Annotated in this window: 16 protein-coding genes; 4 read left to right on the top strand and 12 right to left on the bottom strand. The window is 73.7% G+C overall.

Annotation, left to right across the window (positions count from 1 at the left end):
* Nucleotides 1-49 precede the first annotated feature (49 nt).
* A complete protein-coding gene (locus QOL15_RS10805; protein ID WP_065960633.1) occupies nucleotides 50-568 on the bottom strand; it encodes a PH domain-containing protein in 519 nt (172 codons plus the stop codon).
* A 4-nt stretch (nucleotides 569-572) separates the two neighbouring features.
* Nucleotides 573-1,436 carry a biotin--[acetyl-CoA-carboxylase] ligase gene (locus QOL15_RS10810; RefSeq protein WP_071247678.1) on the bottom strand — a complete coding sequence of 288 codons (864 nt, stop codon included), beginning with the start codon at nucleotides 1,434-1,436 and terminating at the stop codon, nucleotides 573-575.
* A gap of 74 nt (nucleotides 1,437-1,510) precedes the next feature.
* On the opposite strand from QOL15_RS10810, the gene QOL15_RS10815 reads away from it, so the two are divergent.
* The gene (locus tag QOL15_RS10815) at nucleotides 1,511-3,106 is read left to right on the top strand and encodes an acyl-CoA carboxylase subunit beta (protein WP_065960629.1); all 1,596 of its coding nucleotides are present in this window, start codon (nucleotides 1,511-1,513) and stop codon (nucleotides 3,104-3,106) included.
* 31 nt (nucleotides 3,107-3,137) lie between these two features.
* On the top strand, nucleotides 3,138-3,398 hold the full coding sequence (locus tag QOL15_RS10820) for an acyl-CoA carboxylase subunit epsilon (RefSeq protein WP_071247670.1): 261 nt from the start codon (nucleotides 3,138-3,140) through the stop codon (nucleotides 3,396-3,398).
* 490 nt (nucleotides 3,399-3,888) lie between these two features.
* On the opposite strand, the gene QOL15_RS10825 is transcribed toward QOL15_RS10820, so the two are convergent.
* The 4 genes from QOL15_RS10825 to QOL15_RS10840 all read right to left on the bottom strand — a co-directional run bounded on the left by QOL15_RS10825 (nucleotide 3,889) and on the right by QOL15_RS10840 (nucleotide 8,371).
* On the bottom strand, nucleotides 3,889-4,938 hold the full coding sequence (locus QOL15_RS10825) for a hypothetical protein (protein WP_071247710.1): 1,050 nt from the start codon (nucleotides 4,936-4,938) through the stop codon (nucleotides 3,889-3,891).
* Entirely contained in the window at nucleotides 4,935-6,227 is a 1,293-nt protein-coding gene (locus tag QOL15_RS10830) for a sensor histidine kinase (protein WP_071247667.1), read from the bottom strand. Before QOL15_RS10830 ends, QOL15_RS10825 begins: the two co-directional genes overlap by 4 nt.
* 5 nt (nucleotides 6,228-6,232) lie before the next feature.
* Complete coding sequence (locus tag QOL15_RS10835) at nucleotides 6,233-6,949, bottom strand: response regulator transcription factor (protein ID WP_065960621.1); 717 nt, start codon at nucleotides 6,947-6,949, stop codon at nucleotides 6,233-6,235.
* Between the two features lie 162 nt (nucleotides 6,950-7,111).
* On the bottom strand, nucleotides 7,112-8,371 hold the full coding sequence (locus QOL15_RS10840) for a class I SAM-dependent RNA methyltransferase (RefSeq protein ID WP_071247664.1): 1,260 nt from the start codon (nucleotides 8,369-8,371) through the stop codon (nucleotides 7,112-7,114).
* A gap of 14 nt (nucleotides 8,372-8,385) precedes the next feature.
* On the opposite strand from QOL15_RS10840, the gene QOL15_RS10845 reads away from it, so the two are divergent.
* Together QOL15_RS10845 and QOL15_RS10850 are read left to right on the top strand one after the other, a co-directional pair.
* The gene (locus QOL15_RS10845) at nucleotides 8,386-9,183 is read left to right on the top strand and encodes a nucleoside triphosphate pyrophosphatase (RefSeq protein ID WP_071247662.1); all 798 of its coding nucleotides are present in this window, start codon (nucleotides 8,386-8,388) and stop codon (nucleotides 9,181-9,183) included.
* A gap of 96 nt (nucleotides 9,184-9,279) precedes the next feature.
* Nucleotides 9,280-11,052 (top strand): biotin carboxylase N-terminal domain-containing protein, encoded by a 1,773-nt coding sequence (locus QOL15_RS10850; RefSeq protein ID WP_071247659.1) that lies wholly within the window; start codon nucleotides 9,280-9,282, stop codon nucleotides 11,050-11,052.
* Between the two features lie 157 nt (nucleotides 11,053-11,209).
* Here the strand turns inward: QOL15_RS10850 and QOL15_RS10855 are convergent, their stop codons facing one another.
* The 6 genes from QOL15_RS10855 to QOL15_RS10880 all read right to left on the bottom strand — a co-directional run bounded on the left by QOL15_RS10855 (nucleotide 11,210) and on the right by QOL15_RS10880 (nucleotide 16,920).
* The gene (locus QOL15_RS10855; RefSeq protein WP_139197504.1) at nucleotides 11,210-12,163 is read right to left on the bottom strand and encodes a hypothetical protein; all 954 of its coding nucleotides are present in this window, start codon (nucleotides 12,161-12,163) and stop codon (nucleotides 11,210-11,212) included.
* Nucleotides 12,164-12,484: 321 nt separating this feature from the next.
* Entirely contained in the window at nucleotides 12,485-14,176 is a 1,692-nt protein-coding gene (locus QOL15_RS10860; RefSeq protein WP_071248548.1) for a phospho-sugar mutase, read from the bottom strand.
* A gap of 44 nt (nucleotides 14,177-14,220) precedes the next feature.
* On the bottom strand, nucleotides 14,221-15,048 hold the full coding sequence (locus tag QOL15_RS10865; protein WP_071248401.1) for a purine-nucleoside phosphorylase: 828 nt from the start codon (nucleotides 15,046-15,048) through the stop codon (nucleotides 14,221-14,223).
* 32 nt (nucleotides 15,049-15,080) lie between these two features.
* Entirely contained in the window at nucleotides 15,081-15,359 is a 279-nt protein-coding gene (locus QOL15_RS10870) for a PTS sugar transporter subunit IIB (RefSeq protein ID WP_065960609.1), read from the bottom strand.
* Entirely contained in the window at nucleotides 15,356-15,802 is a 447-nt protein-coding gene (locus tag QOL15_RS10875; protein ID WP_071248404.1) for a PTS sugar transporter subunit IIA, read from the bottom strand. The genes QOL15_RS10870 and QOL15_RS10875 overlap by 4 nt, the downstream gene beginning before the upstream one ends.
* A 5-nt stretch (nucleotides 15,803-15,807) precedes the next feature.
* A complete protein-coding gene (locus QOL15_RS10880) occupies nucleotides 15,808-16,920 on the bottom strand; it encodes an adenosine deaminase (protein WP_071248407.1) in 1,113 nt (370 codons plus the stop codon).
* Nucleotides 16,921-17,054 lie beyond the last annotated feature (134 nt).

Here is a 17,054-nt window from a genome sequence, read left to right on the forward strand (position 1 = left end):
GCGGGGTCGCGAACCTGGCGGAACGCGCCGAAGTCGAGGCTCGCTCGCCTCAGTACCCGCCGACGATCTCGTCCCAGTCGGGCTCCCGGTGCCGCCGCCGGGCCTCGTACCCCTCGACCAGGTCGTGCAGCACGGCGACCACGAGGTCGGCGTGCGGGACGTCGCCGAGCACCACGGGCGGTTCGTCGCCGGGGAAGACGAGGACGTCCCCGGACCGCCACACCCCCTGCATGCCTCGACGCCGGACGGTCACGTCGTAGCCCCGCGAGTGCAGGAGCTCCCGGCGCGTGCGGGTCCCGAGGCCGTGCACGACGACGAGCCGCCGCGTGGTGACGACGTACCGCTCCGACATCCAGCGGAACAGCGGCACGAGGCCGCCGAGCACGACCAGCAGCAGCGTCACCGCCGCGACCACGACGTTCACCCACGCCAGCTGCGCGCGGAACACCCCGAAGCCGAACCCACCGGCCGCGGCGACGAGCACGACGAACACCGCCGGACGGACGAGCCGCCGCGCGTGCGGCCGGAGCCGGGCGACGACGCGTTCGGGCGGCGGCTCGGCGGTCATGCCGTCATGCATACCGCAGGTGGGTGAGGTCCCCCACCGCGACGCCCCTCTCCGCGCCGTCCCGATCCCGGATCGTGATGCGGCCGTCGTCGTCGACGCCCGTGGCGTCCGCCTCGGTGACGCTGCCGTCGGGCAGCTCCAGACGGACGCGGCGGCCGATCGTGCCGCACGCACCACGGACCCGCGACCGCACCCCGTCGGCGGCCGCACCACCCGCGACCAGGGCGGCCACCGCCTCCAGGACGGCCGTGTGGAAGCCGGACGCGACCGCGTCGGCCAGGTCGGCCGCCCCGCCGGTCGCGCCCGCGACCGTCAGCGATGTCGCGGTCGGCGTCGGCAGCGCGTCCGCGGGGATCGTCAGGTTGACGCCCGCGCCGACGACGACGCTGCCGTCCGCGGCGACCTGGCAGAGGATCCCGCAGACCTTGCGGCCGTCGACGAGCACGTCGTTCGGCCACTTCACGAGCACGCGCGGCTCCGGCGTCCGGCCCGCCGTCTCCTGGTCACCGGTCGGCCGGGAGGCGCGGCGCACGTCGTCCGCGTCCGGCAGGACCGCGGTCACCGCGTCGCGCATCGCGAGCCCGGCGACGAGCGGCAACCAGCCGCGGTCGCGGTCGTCGAGGTCGGCGCGCACGAGCAGGCTGAGCGCGAGGGTCTGGCCGGCCGGAGCGAACCACGTGCGGTCCAGGCGGCCACGGCCCGCGGTCTGGTCGAGGGTCACGACCACGCTGCCGTGCGGCCGGTCGACGGCGACCGCGAGCAGGTCGGCGTTGGTCGAGCCGGTGCGCGCCGGGGCGTCGAAGGTCCCGCCGGCGGCCGCGACCACGCTCCGGGCAAGCGGGAGGGTCGGCTGCTCGGGTGTGGACATGCACGCAAATCTACGGGCAGGAACCGTGGGGGTCCTCCAACCGGCGCCGTCGTGGCCGCCGGTAGGGTGAGCGGGTGACCACAGGAGACACCCCCGACCTCTCGACCACGGCCGGTCGCCTCGCGGACCTGCGCGACCGCTACCACGAGGCCGTCACCGCCGCGGGCGAGGCCGCCATCGCGAAGCAGCACGCGAAGGGCAAGGGCACCGCCCGGGAGCGCATCGAGCAGCTCCTCGACGACAACTCGTTCGTCGAGTTCGACGAGTTCGTCCGCCACCGCACCACGTCGTTCGGCATGGACGCCAAGCGCCCGTACGGCGACGCGGTCGTCACCGGCGTCGGCACGATCCACGGCCGCAACGTCGCGGTCTACGCTCAGGACTTCACGGTGTTCGGCGGCTCCCTCGGCGAGGTCGCCGGCGAGAAGATCGTCAAGGTGATGCAGCACGCACTGAAGACCGGCGTGCCGATCATCGGCATCCTCGACTCCGGCGGCGCCCGTATCCAGGAGGGCGTCGTCGCGCTCGGCAAGTACGGCGAGATCTTCCGCCTGAACACCCAGGCGTCGGGCGTCATCCCGCAGATCTCGATCGTGATGGGCCCGGCCGCCGGTGGCGCCGTGTACTCCCCCGCGCTCACCGACTTCGTGATCATGGTCGACAAGACGAGCCACATGTTCGTCACCGGCCCGGACGTCATCAAGACCGTCACGGGCGAGGACGTGGGCTTCGAGGAGCTCGGCGGCGCGCAGACCCACAACGCGGTCTCGGGCGTCGCGCACTACCTGGCCGAGGACGAGACCGACGCGCTCGACTACGCGCGGTCGCTCATCGGGTTCCTGCCGGACAACAACCTGTCCGACGCCCCGGCGTACGACGTCGTCCCCGAGCTCGAGACCACCGACGCCGACCACGAGCTCGACACGGTCATCCCGGACTCGACGAACCAGCCGTACGACGTCACGGCGATCATCGAGCACCTCGTCGACGACGGCGACTTCCTCGAGGTCCAGCCGCTGTTCGCGCCGAACATCCTGATCGGCTTCGGCCGGGTCGAGGGCCGCACGGTCGGCATCATCGCGAACCAGCCGCAGGCGATGGCCGGCACGCTGAACATCGACGCCGGCGAGAAGGCCGCGCGCTTCGTCCGGTTCTGCGACGCGTTCGGCATCCCGATCCTGACGCTCGTCGACGTGCCGGGCTACCTGCCCGGCACCGACCAGGAGTGGACCGGTGTCATCCGCCGCGGCGCCAAGCTCCTGTACGCCTACGCCGAGGCCACCGTGCCGCTCGTCACGGTCATCACCCGCAAGGCCTACGGCGGCGCGTACATCGTGATGGGCTCGAAGCAGCTCGGCGCCGACATCAACCTGGCATGGCCGACCGCCGAGATCGCCGTCATGGGCGGCCAGGGCGCGGTGAACATCCTGTACCGGGCCGAGATCAAGCGGGCCGAGGAGGCCGGCGAGGACGTCGCCGCCGTGCGGGCCCGCCTGGCCAACGAGTACACGTACAACGTGGCCTCGCCGTACCTCGCGGCGGAGCGCGGCGAGCTGGACGGCATCATCCAGCCGCACGCGACGCGCGTCGCCGTCATCAAGGCGCTGCGGGCGCTCCGCGGCAAGCGTGCCTCGCTGCCGCCGAAGAAGCACGGGAACATCCCGCTGTGAGCCGGGTCGCACACACCGGGGACGTGCGCTGATGGGCCGCCACGCAGCGGTCGTCCCGCCGGTGCCCGAGGAGCCCGTGTCGGTCGCCGACGTGCGGGTCGTCGCCGGGGAGCCCTCGCCCGAGGAACTCGCCGCGGTCGTCGCGGTCCTGCAGCGTCAGGCCGACGAGGCCGCCGCGCTCGGTGCCGCCGAGGTCGCCGTCTCCCCGCGCTCCGGGTGGGAGGTCTCGGCCCGCGGGCTGCGCCGCCCGCTCGACCACGGCCCCGGCGCCTGGCAGCGCGCGACACGCTGACGCGATCCGACCCGTCGCGATCCGCGCCGCCGTCGTCGGTCCGGGCCCGCCGACGGTCCGCACCCGGTGCCGGACGTCACCCGACCCACACCCACGAGACCCCCGTCGTCGACCGGCGGGGGTCTCGTTGCGTCCACCGTCACGCGCGGCGATGTACCCCGCTCCGGGCGGCACAGCGACCCGTTCCCGTGCCGTTGCAGGATGCACTCAGGGGTCGGTCTGCCCTCGAACGGGGGGCACGGAGAACGCGGATCGCGCGGAACGCCGCAGATTGTCCCCCATAATGACGACTGACACGTGTCGACGGCCACGGCATAGTCGTACGTGTTCGGTGTCCTTCGTTGAAGAACATCGTTGGTCGGTGGCTGACTAGGGTACGACGTCACCGGCCAGCTACGGGCCAGGGCGGTATTCGGGTTGCCGCTCAGGCCCGGGTCGCGAACGGGCCGGTCCCCTCGGGGTCCGGCCCGTTCCCCCTTCCCCCCGGCGCTCAGACCGAGGCGTGACGCGGGATCTCGAGCCACACCACGACCGAGTCGTCCTCGTCGCCGTCCCCGTCGTCGTGCCCGGCACCGAGCGCCGCGGACTCGCTCGCCGCGGTGTCGAGCCGCAGCCCCACCACGGTCACGGCCGCGTCCGAGCCCTCGGGCACCGTGCGGACGATCACGTTGTCGGCCTCGCGGGCCTGCCGGAGCGCGTCGGCCAGTCGGGCGTGCACGCGGCGCAGGTCGTCGATCTCCAGGTCGTCGAGACCGCCGTCGTCGTGCAGCTGCACGGTCGCGCCACGCCGGCGGAGGCGCATCACCTCGTCGCGGACGTCGTCGGAGAGCAGGGACCGGCCGCGGATCTCGTCGCGGATCGCCTGCTCCAGGTGCAGGCACTCCGCGCGCTCGTCGTCGGAGAGGTCCCCGCCGGTCGCCATGATCCGCTCGAGCATCGGCAGCGCCATCCGCGTGGTCTGGCTCAGGCGGAACTGCCGTTCGAACACGTGCGCGTCCTGGGCGGCCTGCCAGTCGGCGGTCTCCTGCTCGGCGAGCACGAAGTCCCGGGTGACCCGGACCGCCCGCTCCATCGCGATGGCGAACCCGCTGGCGATCACGACCCAGGCGACGCTGCCCGCGACACCGAGCGACTGGAGCGCCGGGAGGCCCGCCCACCCGACCGAGAACAGCGTGAGGAACCCCACGCCGACCCAGGCGAACGCGCGCCGCCCACGGACGACGAGCACGACCATGAGCGTGCCGACCGCCGCGACCCACCAGGTGGTGTGCTCGTGGTCCCGCGCGAGGTCGATGACCGGTGCCTCGATCACGGGGATCACGAGCGCGGTGGCGAGCGCGAAGCACGCGGCCCACACCGGCAGCACCCGGCCGGGCAGGAACAGCGCGACCCCGGTGGCCGCGGCGTACAGGACCATGCAGGCCACCACCGGACCGGCGTCGGCGACGCGCGGCAGGGAGACCGTGGCGAGCACCAGGTGGTACACGGAGAACAGCGACGCGAGACCGATGGCGATGCCGGCCGGGACCGAGATCCTCACGGTCGACCTCCCGTCGCCGTCCACGCCAGGCGGATCCGGGTGCCCGCACCGGGGGCGCTCTGCACGGTGGCGGTGCCGCCGGCCATCACGACGCGTTCGACGATCGACCGCCGGACCCCGAGCCGGGCAGCCGGGACGGCAGACGGGTCGAAGCCCGCGCCGTCGTCGCCGACCTCGACGTGCACGGCCGATCCCCGCTGCTCGACGCGCACCCAGCGGTCGACCTCGGGACCACCGGCGTGCTGCACGCTGTTGACGGCTGCCTGGACCGCTGCCGAGGCGAGCGCGTCGGCCACGGTCGCGGGCATCCGCAGGCCACCGACGGGTGCTGCACGCACCGCGACGGGCGCGGCGAGCCCGGCGACCGCGTCGACGATGCGCGCGCGGAGCTCGGTCGACGAGACCGGCGGTGCGTCGCCCGGCACGTCGGCGGCCGCGGCGTCGAGGTGGTCGACGGCGTTCCGGGCCATCCGGGCGGCGAGCGCCTGCGCCTCGGGCGTCTCTGCCCGGGCGGCGGACAGCAGCGTCGTGAGGACGCTGTCGTGCACGATGGCGTCGACCTGGACGCGTTCGACCTCGGTCGCGTGCGCCCGGATGGCGAGCGAGTAGCGGCGCACCGCGGTGGCCTGCGCGACGTCGACCGCGGTGGCCGCACGGCGGAGCAGGACCGCGATGACGAGCACGCCACCGCTGAGGATGACCGTGTACAGGCCGTCCAGCACTGCGCCGGCGCCGGCCTCGCCACCGACCGGGGTGAGCCGGATCGCGACGTAGACGGCCGGGACCAGCGCGACGTAGACGGTCGCACGCCACGGTGCGAAGCCCATCGCCGCGGCGGTCGACGCGACGGTGCAGAACCACCACGGCCACGGCGGCTGGGAGGCAGGCAGCGCGGTGTGCACCGTGAGCGGCCACGTCACGAGGACGACCAGGAAGAGCAGCGCGCAGACGATCTGCGCGACCTGGGCGTACCGCTGTACGAACGCGGTCACCCCGACGAACAGGAACGACGCCGCCATCACGCCCGCCGCGACCGGACCCCACACGGGGTCGAGGTACTGCAGCTGGCGGACGACGTTCGGCACGTTCACGGCACCGAAGCCGATCGCGGCGCTGGCGATCACCACGGCGAACACCCGCTCGACCGACGCCTGCGTGACGGCGGGCCGCACGCTCCGCGACGGGTCGACGCCGAACGGGGCCGGCTCGGCGACGGCGGGGGCCCGGTCTGCCGGTCCCCCGCCCGTCGCGTCGCCGTCGGTCGGCACCGGTGCCGCCGTGGTGTCCATCCGGGTCAGCGACCGTCGGTGTCGGGGTCGATGCCCGAGTCGAGCCCGGGCAGGATGCCGTCCTCGACGGCCCGGCGGAGCAGGTCGACCTTGGTCGGCGCGGGACGCCCGACCTCGACGTACTTCACGCGGATGCGGTCGAGGTACTCGCGGGCGGTGGAGTACCCGATCCCGAGCTGCTGGGCCGCGAGCTTGAGCGGCAGCCCCGAGGCGTACAGGTGCAGGATCTCGCGCTCGCGCCGGCCGAGCTGGGCCTTCGCGAAGTCCCGGTCGGCGTCGATGGCGCTCGCCCACTCGAGGTTGTTGAGCACGTCGCCGCGGGCGACGGTCGCGACCGCAGCCATGACCGTCTTCGTCGCCGACGACTTCGGGATCACGCCGGCCGCCCCTGCGGCCAGTGCCTCCCGCACGCTCGCGACCCGGTCGGCGATGGAGTGCACCAGGACGGCCGATCCGGTGCCCTGCACACCCTTCACGTTCGCCGTCACGGTCGAGCCGTCACCGAGGGAGAGGTCGAGCACGACGACGTCGACCTCGCGGTCTCCCAACTGCTGGATGTACTCCGGGACGCTCGCGGCGGTGAGCACCACCTCGAAGCCCTCGTTCTGGCACGCTGCCTGGATGCCGAGCCGCACGGACTCGTGGTCGTCGACGATCGCGACGCGCACGGGCCCTGTCGCCACGCTCGTCGCTCCGGTGCTGGTGTTCGTTCCTGTTGCCACGGTGGCCTCTCGTTCCGATGCGCTCCCGATCCCTGATACCGGGAGCGATCACAGGGAGAGGATACCGGCGACGGGTGTCGTCGGCGTTTCCGCACCACCCCGTGACGCAACTGCCGCCCGTGAGCCCGCTCCGGCGCTGCGGACGCGACCGCCCACCCGCCGTCAGGCGACCGGCACCAGGCGCGCCACGGCCTCCAGGTGGTGGGTGTGCGGGAAGAGGTCGAACGCACGCAGCGCCTCCAGGCGGTACCCGAGGTCCGCGAAGGTCGCGACGTCGCGCGCGAGCGCCACCGGGTCGCAGGCGACGTAGACGACCTGCGCCGGCTGGAGCGCCGCGATCTGGACGACCGTCTCGCGTCCGGCACCCGAGCGCGGCGGGTCGAGCACGACCGTGCCGGCGCGGAACCGCTCCTGCTCCGGCCGCGACGCGGCAGCGGCGGTCCGGGTGAGCCACCGCTCGACGCGGCCGGTCTCGGCGCGGGCGCCGATCCACTCGGCCAGGTTCTCCTGCGCGTGCTCGGTGGCGCGCGGTGCGCTCTCGACGCTCGTGATGCGCGCCTTCGGTCCGACGAGGTCGCCGAGGGCGGCGGCGAGCAGGCCGACCCCACCGTACAGGTCGAGGTGCTGCCCCTCGGGGTCGAGGCGGTCGCGGTCGACGAGGTCCTGCACGGCCGCGGTCAGCACGGCCGGAGCCTGCCGGTGCACCTGCCAGAACCCGGTGTCGTCGACCGCGAACGACCGCTCGCCGACGCGCTCGCGCACCACCGACGGGGCCTGGTCGTCGATCACCAGGCGGGCGCCCTCGGCACCGCTCGGGGCGATGACGTCGACGACTTCCGCGCCGGGCATCGCGCCGCGGGCGAGCGGCGCGGCGTCCTGCACGACCTGCGCGGCGAGCGGCAGCGACGTGACGGGGACGACGGAGTGGGAGCGTGCGGCGAAGGGGCCGGCGGTGCCGTCCTCGGCGACGTGCAGGCGCACGCGGGTCCGCCACCCGAGCCCACCCGCCGCGTCGTCGCCGGGCGCGGCCTCGACCACCACGTCGTGGCCGAGCACCTCGGTCAGGTCGGTACGGGCGAACCGGGCGAAGGCGTCCACGAGGACGTCGTGCTTGAGGGTGCGCTGGTGCGGCAGCGCGATGTGCCCGAACTCGGCACCCCCGGCGCGCTCGGCGGGGTCGCGGTCGAGGGCGGCCTCGGCCCACACGTGCTCGACGCGGTGCTCGCTCGGGGTCACGACCGAGACGGTGTCGGCGCGCCAGAAGGACTTCTTGCGGTCCTCGGTGACGCGGGCGACGACCCGCTCACCCGGGACGGCGTCGGAGACGAACACCACGCGCCCCTCGTGCCGTGCCACCGAGATGCCGCCGTGGGCGATCCCGGTGACGTCGAGTTCGAGCAGCGTTCCGACGGATTCACCCATGGTTCGATGTTCCCATGCGTCTGTACCTCGCGAGTACCTCCCCCGCCCGTCGTGCGCTCCTGGCCCAGACCGGGATCGAGCCGGTGCTCGTCGCCCCGGGCGTCGACGAGGACGCCGCGGTCGCCGCCGCCGAGGGCGCGCTCGGCCGACCGCTGACCGGCCCGGAGCTCGTCGCGATGCTCGCGGTCGCCAAGGCCGGTGCGGTCGCCGACGGCACGGTGGCCGGCGCGCCCGTGGACGGGTTCGTGTTCGGTGGCGACTCCGCGTTCGAGGTGGACGGGGTCCTGTACGGCAAGCCCCACGAGCCCGCGGTCGCCCGTGAGCGCTGGCGGCAGATGCTCGCCGCCGGCGGCGGCACGCTGTGGAGCGGGCACTGCGTCGTGGACCGTCGGGCGGACCGGGTCGCCGACCCGGCCAGCGGACGGACGGGAGGCGCGGGGCGGGCCGGCACCGTGCCTCCCGTCCGACAGGTGGACGCGTCGGGCGGCGGGCCGCTCGGCGCGGCCGGCCACCTGGGCGACGTCGCGCCCGGCGGGTCGACGCTGGTGGCCGCCGGCGACCACGTGGTGGCGGTGGACAGCGCGGTGCTGACCTTCGCCGACGACGTGTCGCTCGACGAGGTCGACGCGTACGTCGCGACGGGCGAACCCCTCGAGGTCGCGGGTGCCTTCACGATCGACGGGCGGGCGGCCGCCTACATCTCGCGGATCGACGGTGCCCCGTCCGCCGTGGTCGGGCTCTCGCTGCCGGTCCTGCGCGCGATGCTGCTCCGGGGCTTCGGCGTCGCCTGGCACGAGCTGTGGTCGGCGTAGCCGTCGGTCCTTCGTAGACATCCGCACTTGTTCGGCGTCGTTCTTTGTGGATGCCGGTCAATTCTCGCTTCGTCGGCGCGAATAGGCTGACCAACCATGCCCCGTATCAGCAAGGTCCTCATCGCGAACCGCGGCGAGATCGCCGTCCGCATCATCCGCGCGGCCCGCGACGCGGGCAAGGCGTCGGTCGCGGTCTACGCCGACCAGGACCGTGACGCCCTCCACGCCCGCCTCGCCGACGAGGCCTACGCGCTGAACGGCACCACGAGCGCGGACACCTACCTCGTCATCGACAAGATCATCTCGGTGGCCCGTCGCTCCGGCGCCGACGCCGTGCACCCGGGCTACGGGTTCCTCGCCGAGAACGCCGACTTCGCCCGCGCCGTCATCGACGCCGGGCTCGTCTGGATCGGCCCGTCGCCGGAGTCGATCGAGCGCCTCGGCGACAAGGTCTCCGCGCGGCACGTGGCCGAGAAGGTCGGCGCACCCCTCGCCCCGGGCACGATCGAGCCCGTGCAGGACGTGTCCGAGGTCGTCGCGTTCGCCGACGAGGTCGGCCTCCCCGTCGCGATCAAGGCAGCCTTCGGTGGCGGCGGTCGCGGCCTGAAGGTCGCCCGCACGCGCGAGTCGATCCCGGAGCTCTTCGACTCGGCGACGCGCGAGGCGATCGCCGCGTTCGGCCGGGGCGAGTGCTTCGTCGAGAAGTACCTCGACAAGCCGCGTCACGTCGAGACCCAGTGCCTCGCCGACGAGCACGGCAACGTCGTCGTCGTGTCGACGCGCGACTGCTCGCTGCAGCGCCGGCACCAGAAGCTCGTCGAGGAGGCCCCGGCCCCCTACCTGACGGACGCACAGACCGAGCGGCTGTACGAGTCGTCGAAGGCGATCCTCCGCGAGGTCGGCTACGTCGGCGCGGGCACGTGCGAGTTCCTCATCGGCGCCGACGGCACCGTGTCCTTCCTCGAGGTGAACACCCGCCTGCAGGTCGAGCACTGCGTCTCGGAAGAGGTCACCGGCATCGACCTCGTGCGCGAGCAGTTCCGCATCGCCGAGGGCGGCACGCTCGACTACGCCGACCCCGAGCCGCGCGGCCACTCGTTCGAGTTCCGCATCAACGGCGAGGACGCGGGGCGCAACTTCTTCCCCGCTCCCGGCCCCGTGCACACCTTCCACGCCCCGTCCGGCCCCGGCGTGCGCGTCGACTCGGGTGTCGTGTCCGGCGACGTCGTCTCCGGCTCGTTCGACTCGATGCTCGCGAAGCTCATCGTCACCGGTGCGACGCGCGAGGAGGCGCTCGAGCGCTCCCGTCGCGCCCTCGCCGAGTTCGAGGTCACCGGGCTGCCGACCGTGCTCCCCTTCCACCGCGCGGTCGTCTCCGACCCGGCGTTCGCCACGTCGGACGACGAGCCGTTCAGCATCTACACGCAGTGGATCGAGACCGACTTCCAGAACGACATCCCCGCGTGGAGCGGCGCGACCGAGGAGCTGCCCGAGCCGGCCGCCCGCGAGAGCGTGGTCGTCGAGGTGCAGGGCAAGCGCATCGAGGTCACGATGCCGTCGATCGTCGGCGGCGGGTCCGTCGCCGGTCGTCGTCCGGCGGGTCCCTCGGCTCCCCCGAAGCGCCGGTCGTCGGCCGTGAAGGGCGGGCTCGCGTCGTCCGGTTCGGTGACCTCGCCGATGCAGGCCACCGTGGTCAAGGTCGCGGTCGCCGAGGGTGACACCGTGGTGAAGGGCGACCTGCTCGTCGTCCTCGAGGCCATGAAGATGGAACAGCCCGTGCAGGCCACGCGCGACGGCGTCGTGACCGGGCTGAACGCCCCCGTCGGCCAGACGGTGTCGTCCGGGCACGTGCTGCTCGAGCTGGCGTAGCGCGGGGCTGCCGCGCGCTCGCGCGCGTCGCGCGCGTCGCGCGGCGCTGGCTCGCGCGGCGCTGGTGGCCCTCGCACAACCCGGAGCACGTCGCACCACGGCTTCCCGTGGCGCGACGTGCTCCTGCTTGTTCGGGGGCACGTCGCACCATGTCGTGTCACCGCACGGTCGTGAAGCGTCGCCGGGTCGTGGGCACCCCGAGCACGCGCAGGACGTCGCGGAGGCGCTCGGTGTCGTCGGTCTCCGCGAAGCCGATGCGACCGAAGCCGTGCACCTCGGGACGCCGACGGATCCGGTCCTCCCGGTGCTTCTCGGCGACCACCACGTCGGCCGCGGTCTGCCCGGCTCGGCGCAACGACGGGTCGGTGTACTTCACGCGCCCGTCGAACTCCAGGACGACGCCCTGCTCCGGGAACCAGAAGTCGACGACGCCGATGAGCCCGTCGACGTCGTCGAACCGGTGCTGCAGTTCCGGCTCCGGCGCACCGACCTCGTCGAGCGCGACCCGCGCCACCGACTCCCCCGGCGACCCCGACCGCCCGTCCGCCAGCGCGATCGCACGCTCCGCGCGGGCACGGAACTGCACCGACCCGGCGGCGTCGAGCGCGGCGAGGACGTCCGCCCGGTCGGTCCCGGCGGCCAGGGCGACGTCGAGCGCCGGCACACTCGTCCGGATCGGGTAGGCGACGGCGAGGTCGGCGACCGTGCTCGCCCGGTCGGTGAGCGAGCGCCCGTTCGCGATCATCGAGTCCGTGCGGAACCGCCGTCCGGCTCCGGCACGCTTGTGGACCGTGCGGAGCGTCTGCCCGGTGGTGCGCAGGGGGTCGAGCACCTCGACCGCGACCGGGAACTCCCCCGGCCACGGCAGGCCGTGGAGTGCTGCCGCTGATGCGTGCGACACGACGAGCCGCGGGGCGAGCAGATCGTGGACGGCCTTGATGCGGGCGATGTGCCGTTCGCCGGGGTTCGCTCGTCGCCACTCGTCGGCGTCGACGAACCGGCCCGGTGCGAGCCGGACGAGCTCACCCCGGAGCGCGCGGTCGCGGAGGTCACGGCCGCGCCTCCCACTCGGGTCCGCACCACCGCCGACGACGATCTCCAACCTGGCCATGACCGCAACGGTGACCGACGTCCGACGTTCTCGACAGCGCGACGGCCGAGCTGTGGACCGTCGCGCCGGTACCCCGTCCTGTGGAGGAACGCGCGCCGGCAGGAACGCGGCGCGCGCCGGCGCCGCGCCCCTCCGCACCGTGGTGCGACGTGCTCGTGAACAACGGAAAGCACGTCGCACCACGCGATCGCGTGGTGCGACGTGCTTTCCGTTGTGCGGATGGCGCGAGCGTCCGAAGGCGCCGCGACCGACGCACGGACACGCCGCGCCGACGCAGGCAGCTGCGCGGCAGCTGCGCCCGGGCGCGGCAGCGCCGCGACCCTACGACACCAGCGGGCGCACGTCCGCGGCGATGGCGTCGACGAGGGCCTGCGCCTCGGCCGAGGACTCCGCGACGGTGTCGATGTACACCTTGACCTTCGGCTCCGTCCCGCTCGGACGCACGATGACGCGTGCGCCCCCGTCGAGGTCGTACCGCAGGATGTCGGACGGCGGGAAGCCCTCGACCCCCGCGTCGTAGTCCGTGACCCGCTGCACGGCGCGGCCCCCGAGCGACGTCGGCGCGCTCGAACGCAGGGCCGCCATGACCTCGCCGATGCGCGAGAGGTCGTCGACCCGCGTCGCGACCTGCCCGGAGGCGAAGGCACCGAACTCGGCGGCGAAGGCATCGAGCTGGTCGGCGATCGTCCGGCCCTGCTCGGCGAGCGACGTGGCGAGCGACAGGAGTTCGAGCGCCGCCGAGATGCCGTCCTTGTCGCGCACCACCTGCGGGTCGACGAGGTAGCCGAGCGCCTCCTCGTACCCGAACACCAGTCCGGGCACGCGCGACACCCACTTGAAGCCGGTGAGGGTGTCGCGGTACTCCAGACCGTGCGCCGCCGCGACGCGGGCGAGTGCCGGCGAGGACACGATCGACGCCGCGAGCGTCCCGCCCGTCCCGGCCTCGGCGGCGCGCTGGGCAGCACGCCAGCCGAGCAGCCACCCGACCTCGTTCCCGGAGAGACGCCGGAACCCGTCGCCGGTCGGGATCGCGAGCGCCAGGCGGTCGGCGTCGGGGTCGTTCGCGATGACGAGGTCCGCACCGACCGCGGCGCCCCGCGCCTCGGCCAGGTCCATCGCCCCCGGCTCCTCCGGGTTCGGGAACGCGACCGTCGGGAACGCACCGTCCGGTTCGATCTGCTCCGGCACGGTCGCCGGCTCCGCGAAGCCGGCGGCGGCGAAGACCGCGCGCGCGGTCTCCCACCCGACCCCGTGCATGGCCGTGTACACGACCTTCGGGTGGGCATCGACCGGGAGGCGCGGGGCCGGTACGATCGCGGCCGTCGCGGCCACGTACGCCGCGGCCAGGTCCGGGCCCGCCGTCACGTAGTCCGTCGCGCGTCGCAGGTCGCCGAGCGGCGTCGCCGCCACGGCGGCGATCGCGTCCGCGATCTCGCCGTCCACCGGCGGCACGATCTGCGAGCCGTCGTCGTCCCCGCCGAGGTACACCTTGTAGCCGTTGTCCCGCGGCGGGTTGTGGCTCGCCGTGACCATGACACCCGCCCCGACGCCGAGGTGCCGGACCGCGAACGCCAGCACCGGGGTCGGGAGCGCCGACGGCAGCAGGGTGACCGCGAGCCCGAGGCCGCGCATGACCTCGGCGGAGTCCCGGGCGAACACGTCGGAGTTCACACGGCCGTCGTAGCCGATGACCACGCTGCGGTCCCGGCCGGTGTCGACGAGGAAGCGCGCGAGGCCCGCGGCGGCCTGCGAGACGACCACGCGGTTCATGCGGAGCGGACCGTACCCGAGCTCGGCGCGCAGCCCGGCGGTCCCGAACGCCAGGCGTCCGGCGAACCGGGCACGCAGCTCGGTCTCGGCGTCGGCGTCACCTGATGTGGCGCGGTCGAGCACCGCGAGCAGCTCGCCACGGGTCTCGCCGTCGGGGTCCTGGTCGGCCCAGGCCCGCGCGACCGCGAGGACGTCGGAGGAGCCGGTCCCTGCCCCGTCCGTACCGGCCTCGGTGCCGGTCAGGTCGCCGTCGGCGATGGACCCGTCCGATGCTCCGTCGTGCCGGCTCACAGGGCGGTCACCACCCGGGCGAGCAGGTCGGCGATGACCGGCTCGGCCTCCTTGCCGGCCTCGAGCACCTCGGTGTGGGACAGCGGCGTCTTCTGGATGCCGGCGGCCAGGTTCGTGATGAGCGAGAACCCGAGGACCTCCATGCCCGCCTGGCGCGCCGCGATCGCCTCGAGCGCGGTGGACATGCCGACGATGTGCCCGCCGATCGCCTTCGCCATCTGCACTTCGGCCGGGGTCTCGTAGTGCGGGCCGCGGAACTGTGTGTACACGCCCTCGTCGAGCGACGGGTCGACCGACTTCGCGACCGCGCGGAGCCGCGCCGAGTACAGGTCGGTCAGGTCGATGAACGTGGCGCCCTCGAGCGGGCTGTCCGCGGTCAGGTTGATGTGGTCGCTGATGAGCACCGGGGTGCCGGGCTTCCAGTGCTCCTTGATGCCGCCGGCACCGTTGGTGAGCACCATCACCGAGGCACCCGTGGCCGCCGCGGTGCGGACGCTGTGCACGACGCGGCGCACCCCGTGGTTCTCGTAGTAGTGCGTGCGCGCCCCGATCACGAGCGCGTGCCGACCGTCGGCGAGGCGGATCGAGCGGACGGTGCCGGAGTGCCCGGGGACCGCCGACGCGCTGAAGCCGGGGACGTCGGCGGCGTCGATGGTCGACACGGTCTCGCCGATGAGGTCGGCCGCCTTGCCCCAGCCGGAGCCGAGCGTCAGGGCGATGTCGTGCTGCTCGATGCCGGACCGGTCAGCGATGACGGCGGCGGCGTCGCGGGCGACCTCGAACGGGTCGGTGGTGGGGTCGTTCAGCGGGTTCTCCGTGCTCATGCCCCAACTCTAGAGGGCGGGCAGGAGACCGCTCAGTGCTCCCCGAGCGCCCGGTCGACGGCCGCCGTGATCTCCCCCTGGTCGAAGTGGTTCCGGATCACGATGACCTCGGCGTAGGTGTCCCCGATGGCCTCGACGAACTCGGCGCTCGTCAGGATGACGTTCGCGTCGTCGGCCGCGGCCCGGACGGAGGCGACGTCCGCAGCGACCACGGCGGCGGAGAGGCCGAGCGACTCGAGCGCCTTCTCGGCGTTCACCTTGAGGATGCCGCTCGAGCCGATGCCCGCGCCGCAGATGGTGACGATCTTCACGCCGGTACCCCCAGGATCGACCGGACCTCGTCGGGTGTCGAGGCCGCTGCCAGCCGCCCGGTCACCGTGGGGTCGTTGAACGTGTTGGCGATCTCGCCGATCGACTCGAGGTGCGCGCCGACCTCGGCCACCGCGAGCCCGAGGACGACGGACACGGGGTCGTTGTGCGGGTGCCCGAACACGACCGGCTCGCGCAGCGTCACCACCGCGAGGCCGTCCCGGCGCACCGTCGGCCCCGGTCGGGCGTGCGCGAACGCCAGTCCGGGTGAGATCACGATGTACGGACCGTGCTCGTCGACGAGGTCGATCATCGCCTGCGTGTACGCCTCGGTGGCCGCACCCGAGGCGACGAGGGCCTCCCCCGTGCGCTCCAGTGCCTCGCGCCAGGTCGACACGACGGCGCCGAGCACGACGGCGGTGTCCGGCAGTGGTGGCAGCGGCATGTGCCTCAGGCCTCCTGGTACCCGGCCGTGATGGTCGCGATGATCTCCTCGCGGTCCTCGAGCGGCAGGAACGACCCGAGCGCGGCGTTGATCTGGAACGCCGCGAGGTCGTCGAGGTCGTAGCCGAACGTGCCCGCCAGCAGCGCGAGCTCGCGGGACAGCGAGGTGCGGCTCATGAGGCGGTTGTCGGTGTTCACCGTGACCCGGAAGCCGAGCTGGTAGAGCACGTCGAACGGGTGGTCGGCGAGGTCGTCGCCCCAGGCCGCGACGGCACCGGTCTGGAGGTTCGACGACGGCGACACCTCGAGCGGGATCTCGCGGTCGCGGACCCACGACGCGACCTCGCCGAGGGACGCGAGGGTCGACCCGTCACCCGCGTCGGACAGCATGACGTCCTCGAAGATCCGCACGCCGTGACCGAGGCGGAGCGCGCGTCCGTCGACCAGGGCTGAGCGGATCGAGGCGAGCCCGTCGGCCTCGCCCGCGTGCACGGTGACGGGGAACAGCTCGGACGCGAGGTACTCGAACGCCGCGCGGTGTCCGGAGGCGGGGAACCCGGCCTCGGCGCCGGCGATGTCGAACCCGACGACGCCGCGGTCGCGGTGGCGCACGGCGAGCTCGGCGATCTCGAGCGAGCGGTCGGCGTGGCGCATGGCGGTGACGAGCTGCCCGACGCGGATGGCGCCGTCGGCGGCCTGGACGGCCTCGGCGATGCCGGCCTGGACCGCCTCGACCGTCTCGTCGAGGGTCAGCCCGCCACGGAGGTGCTGCTCGGGTGCCCAGCGGACCTCGCCGTACACGACGCCGTCGGCGACGAGGTCCTCGACGAACTCCTTGCCGACGCGGTGCAGCTGCTCGGCGGTCTGCATCACCGAGGTGGTGACGTCGAAGGTCTTCAGGTACTCGACGAGTGAGCCGGAGTCGGACTGGTCGGCGAACCACTGCCCGAGCGCCTCGGGGTCGGTCGTCGGGAGCGTGACGCCGGCCTCGTCCGCCAGCTCGACGATCGTCGCGGGACGGAGCCCGCCGTCGAGGTGGTCGTGCAGCGACACCTTGGGCAGGTCGTCGATGACCGCTCCGGCGTCGGGGAGGCGGTAGGTGGGGGCGTCGGCGCTCATGCGTCCCAGGCTACCGGTGCGCACCGACCGCGCGCGGGCCACGCACATCCACCGCCGACGGGGCCCGGCCGTACCGACCGCACACGCCGCGCGCCCGGACGCACCGACCGCGCACACGCCGCGTGCCCGGACGC

Source organism: Curtobacterium sp. MCBA15_012 (assembly GCF_001864935.2).
GTDB lineage: Bacteria > Actinomycetota > Actinomycetes > Actinomycetales > Microbacteriaceae > Curtobacterium.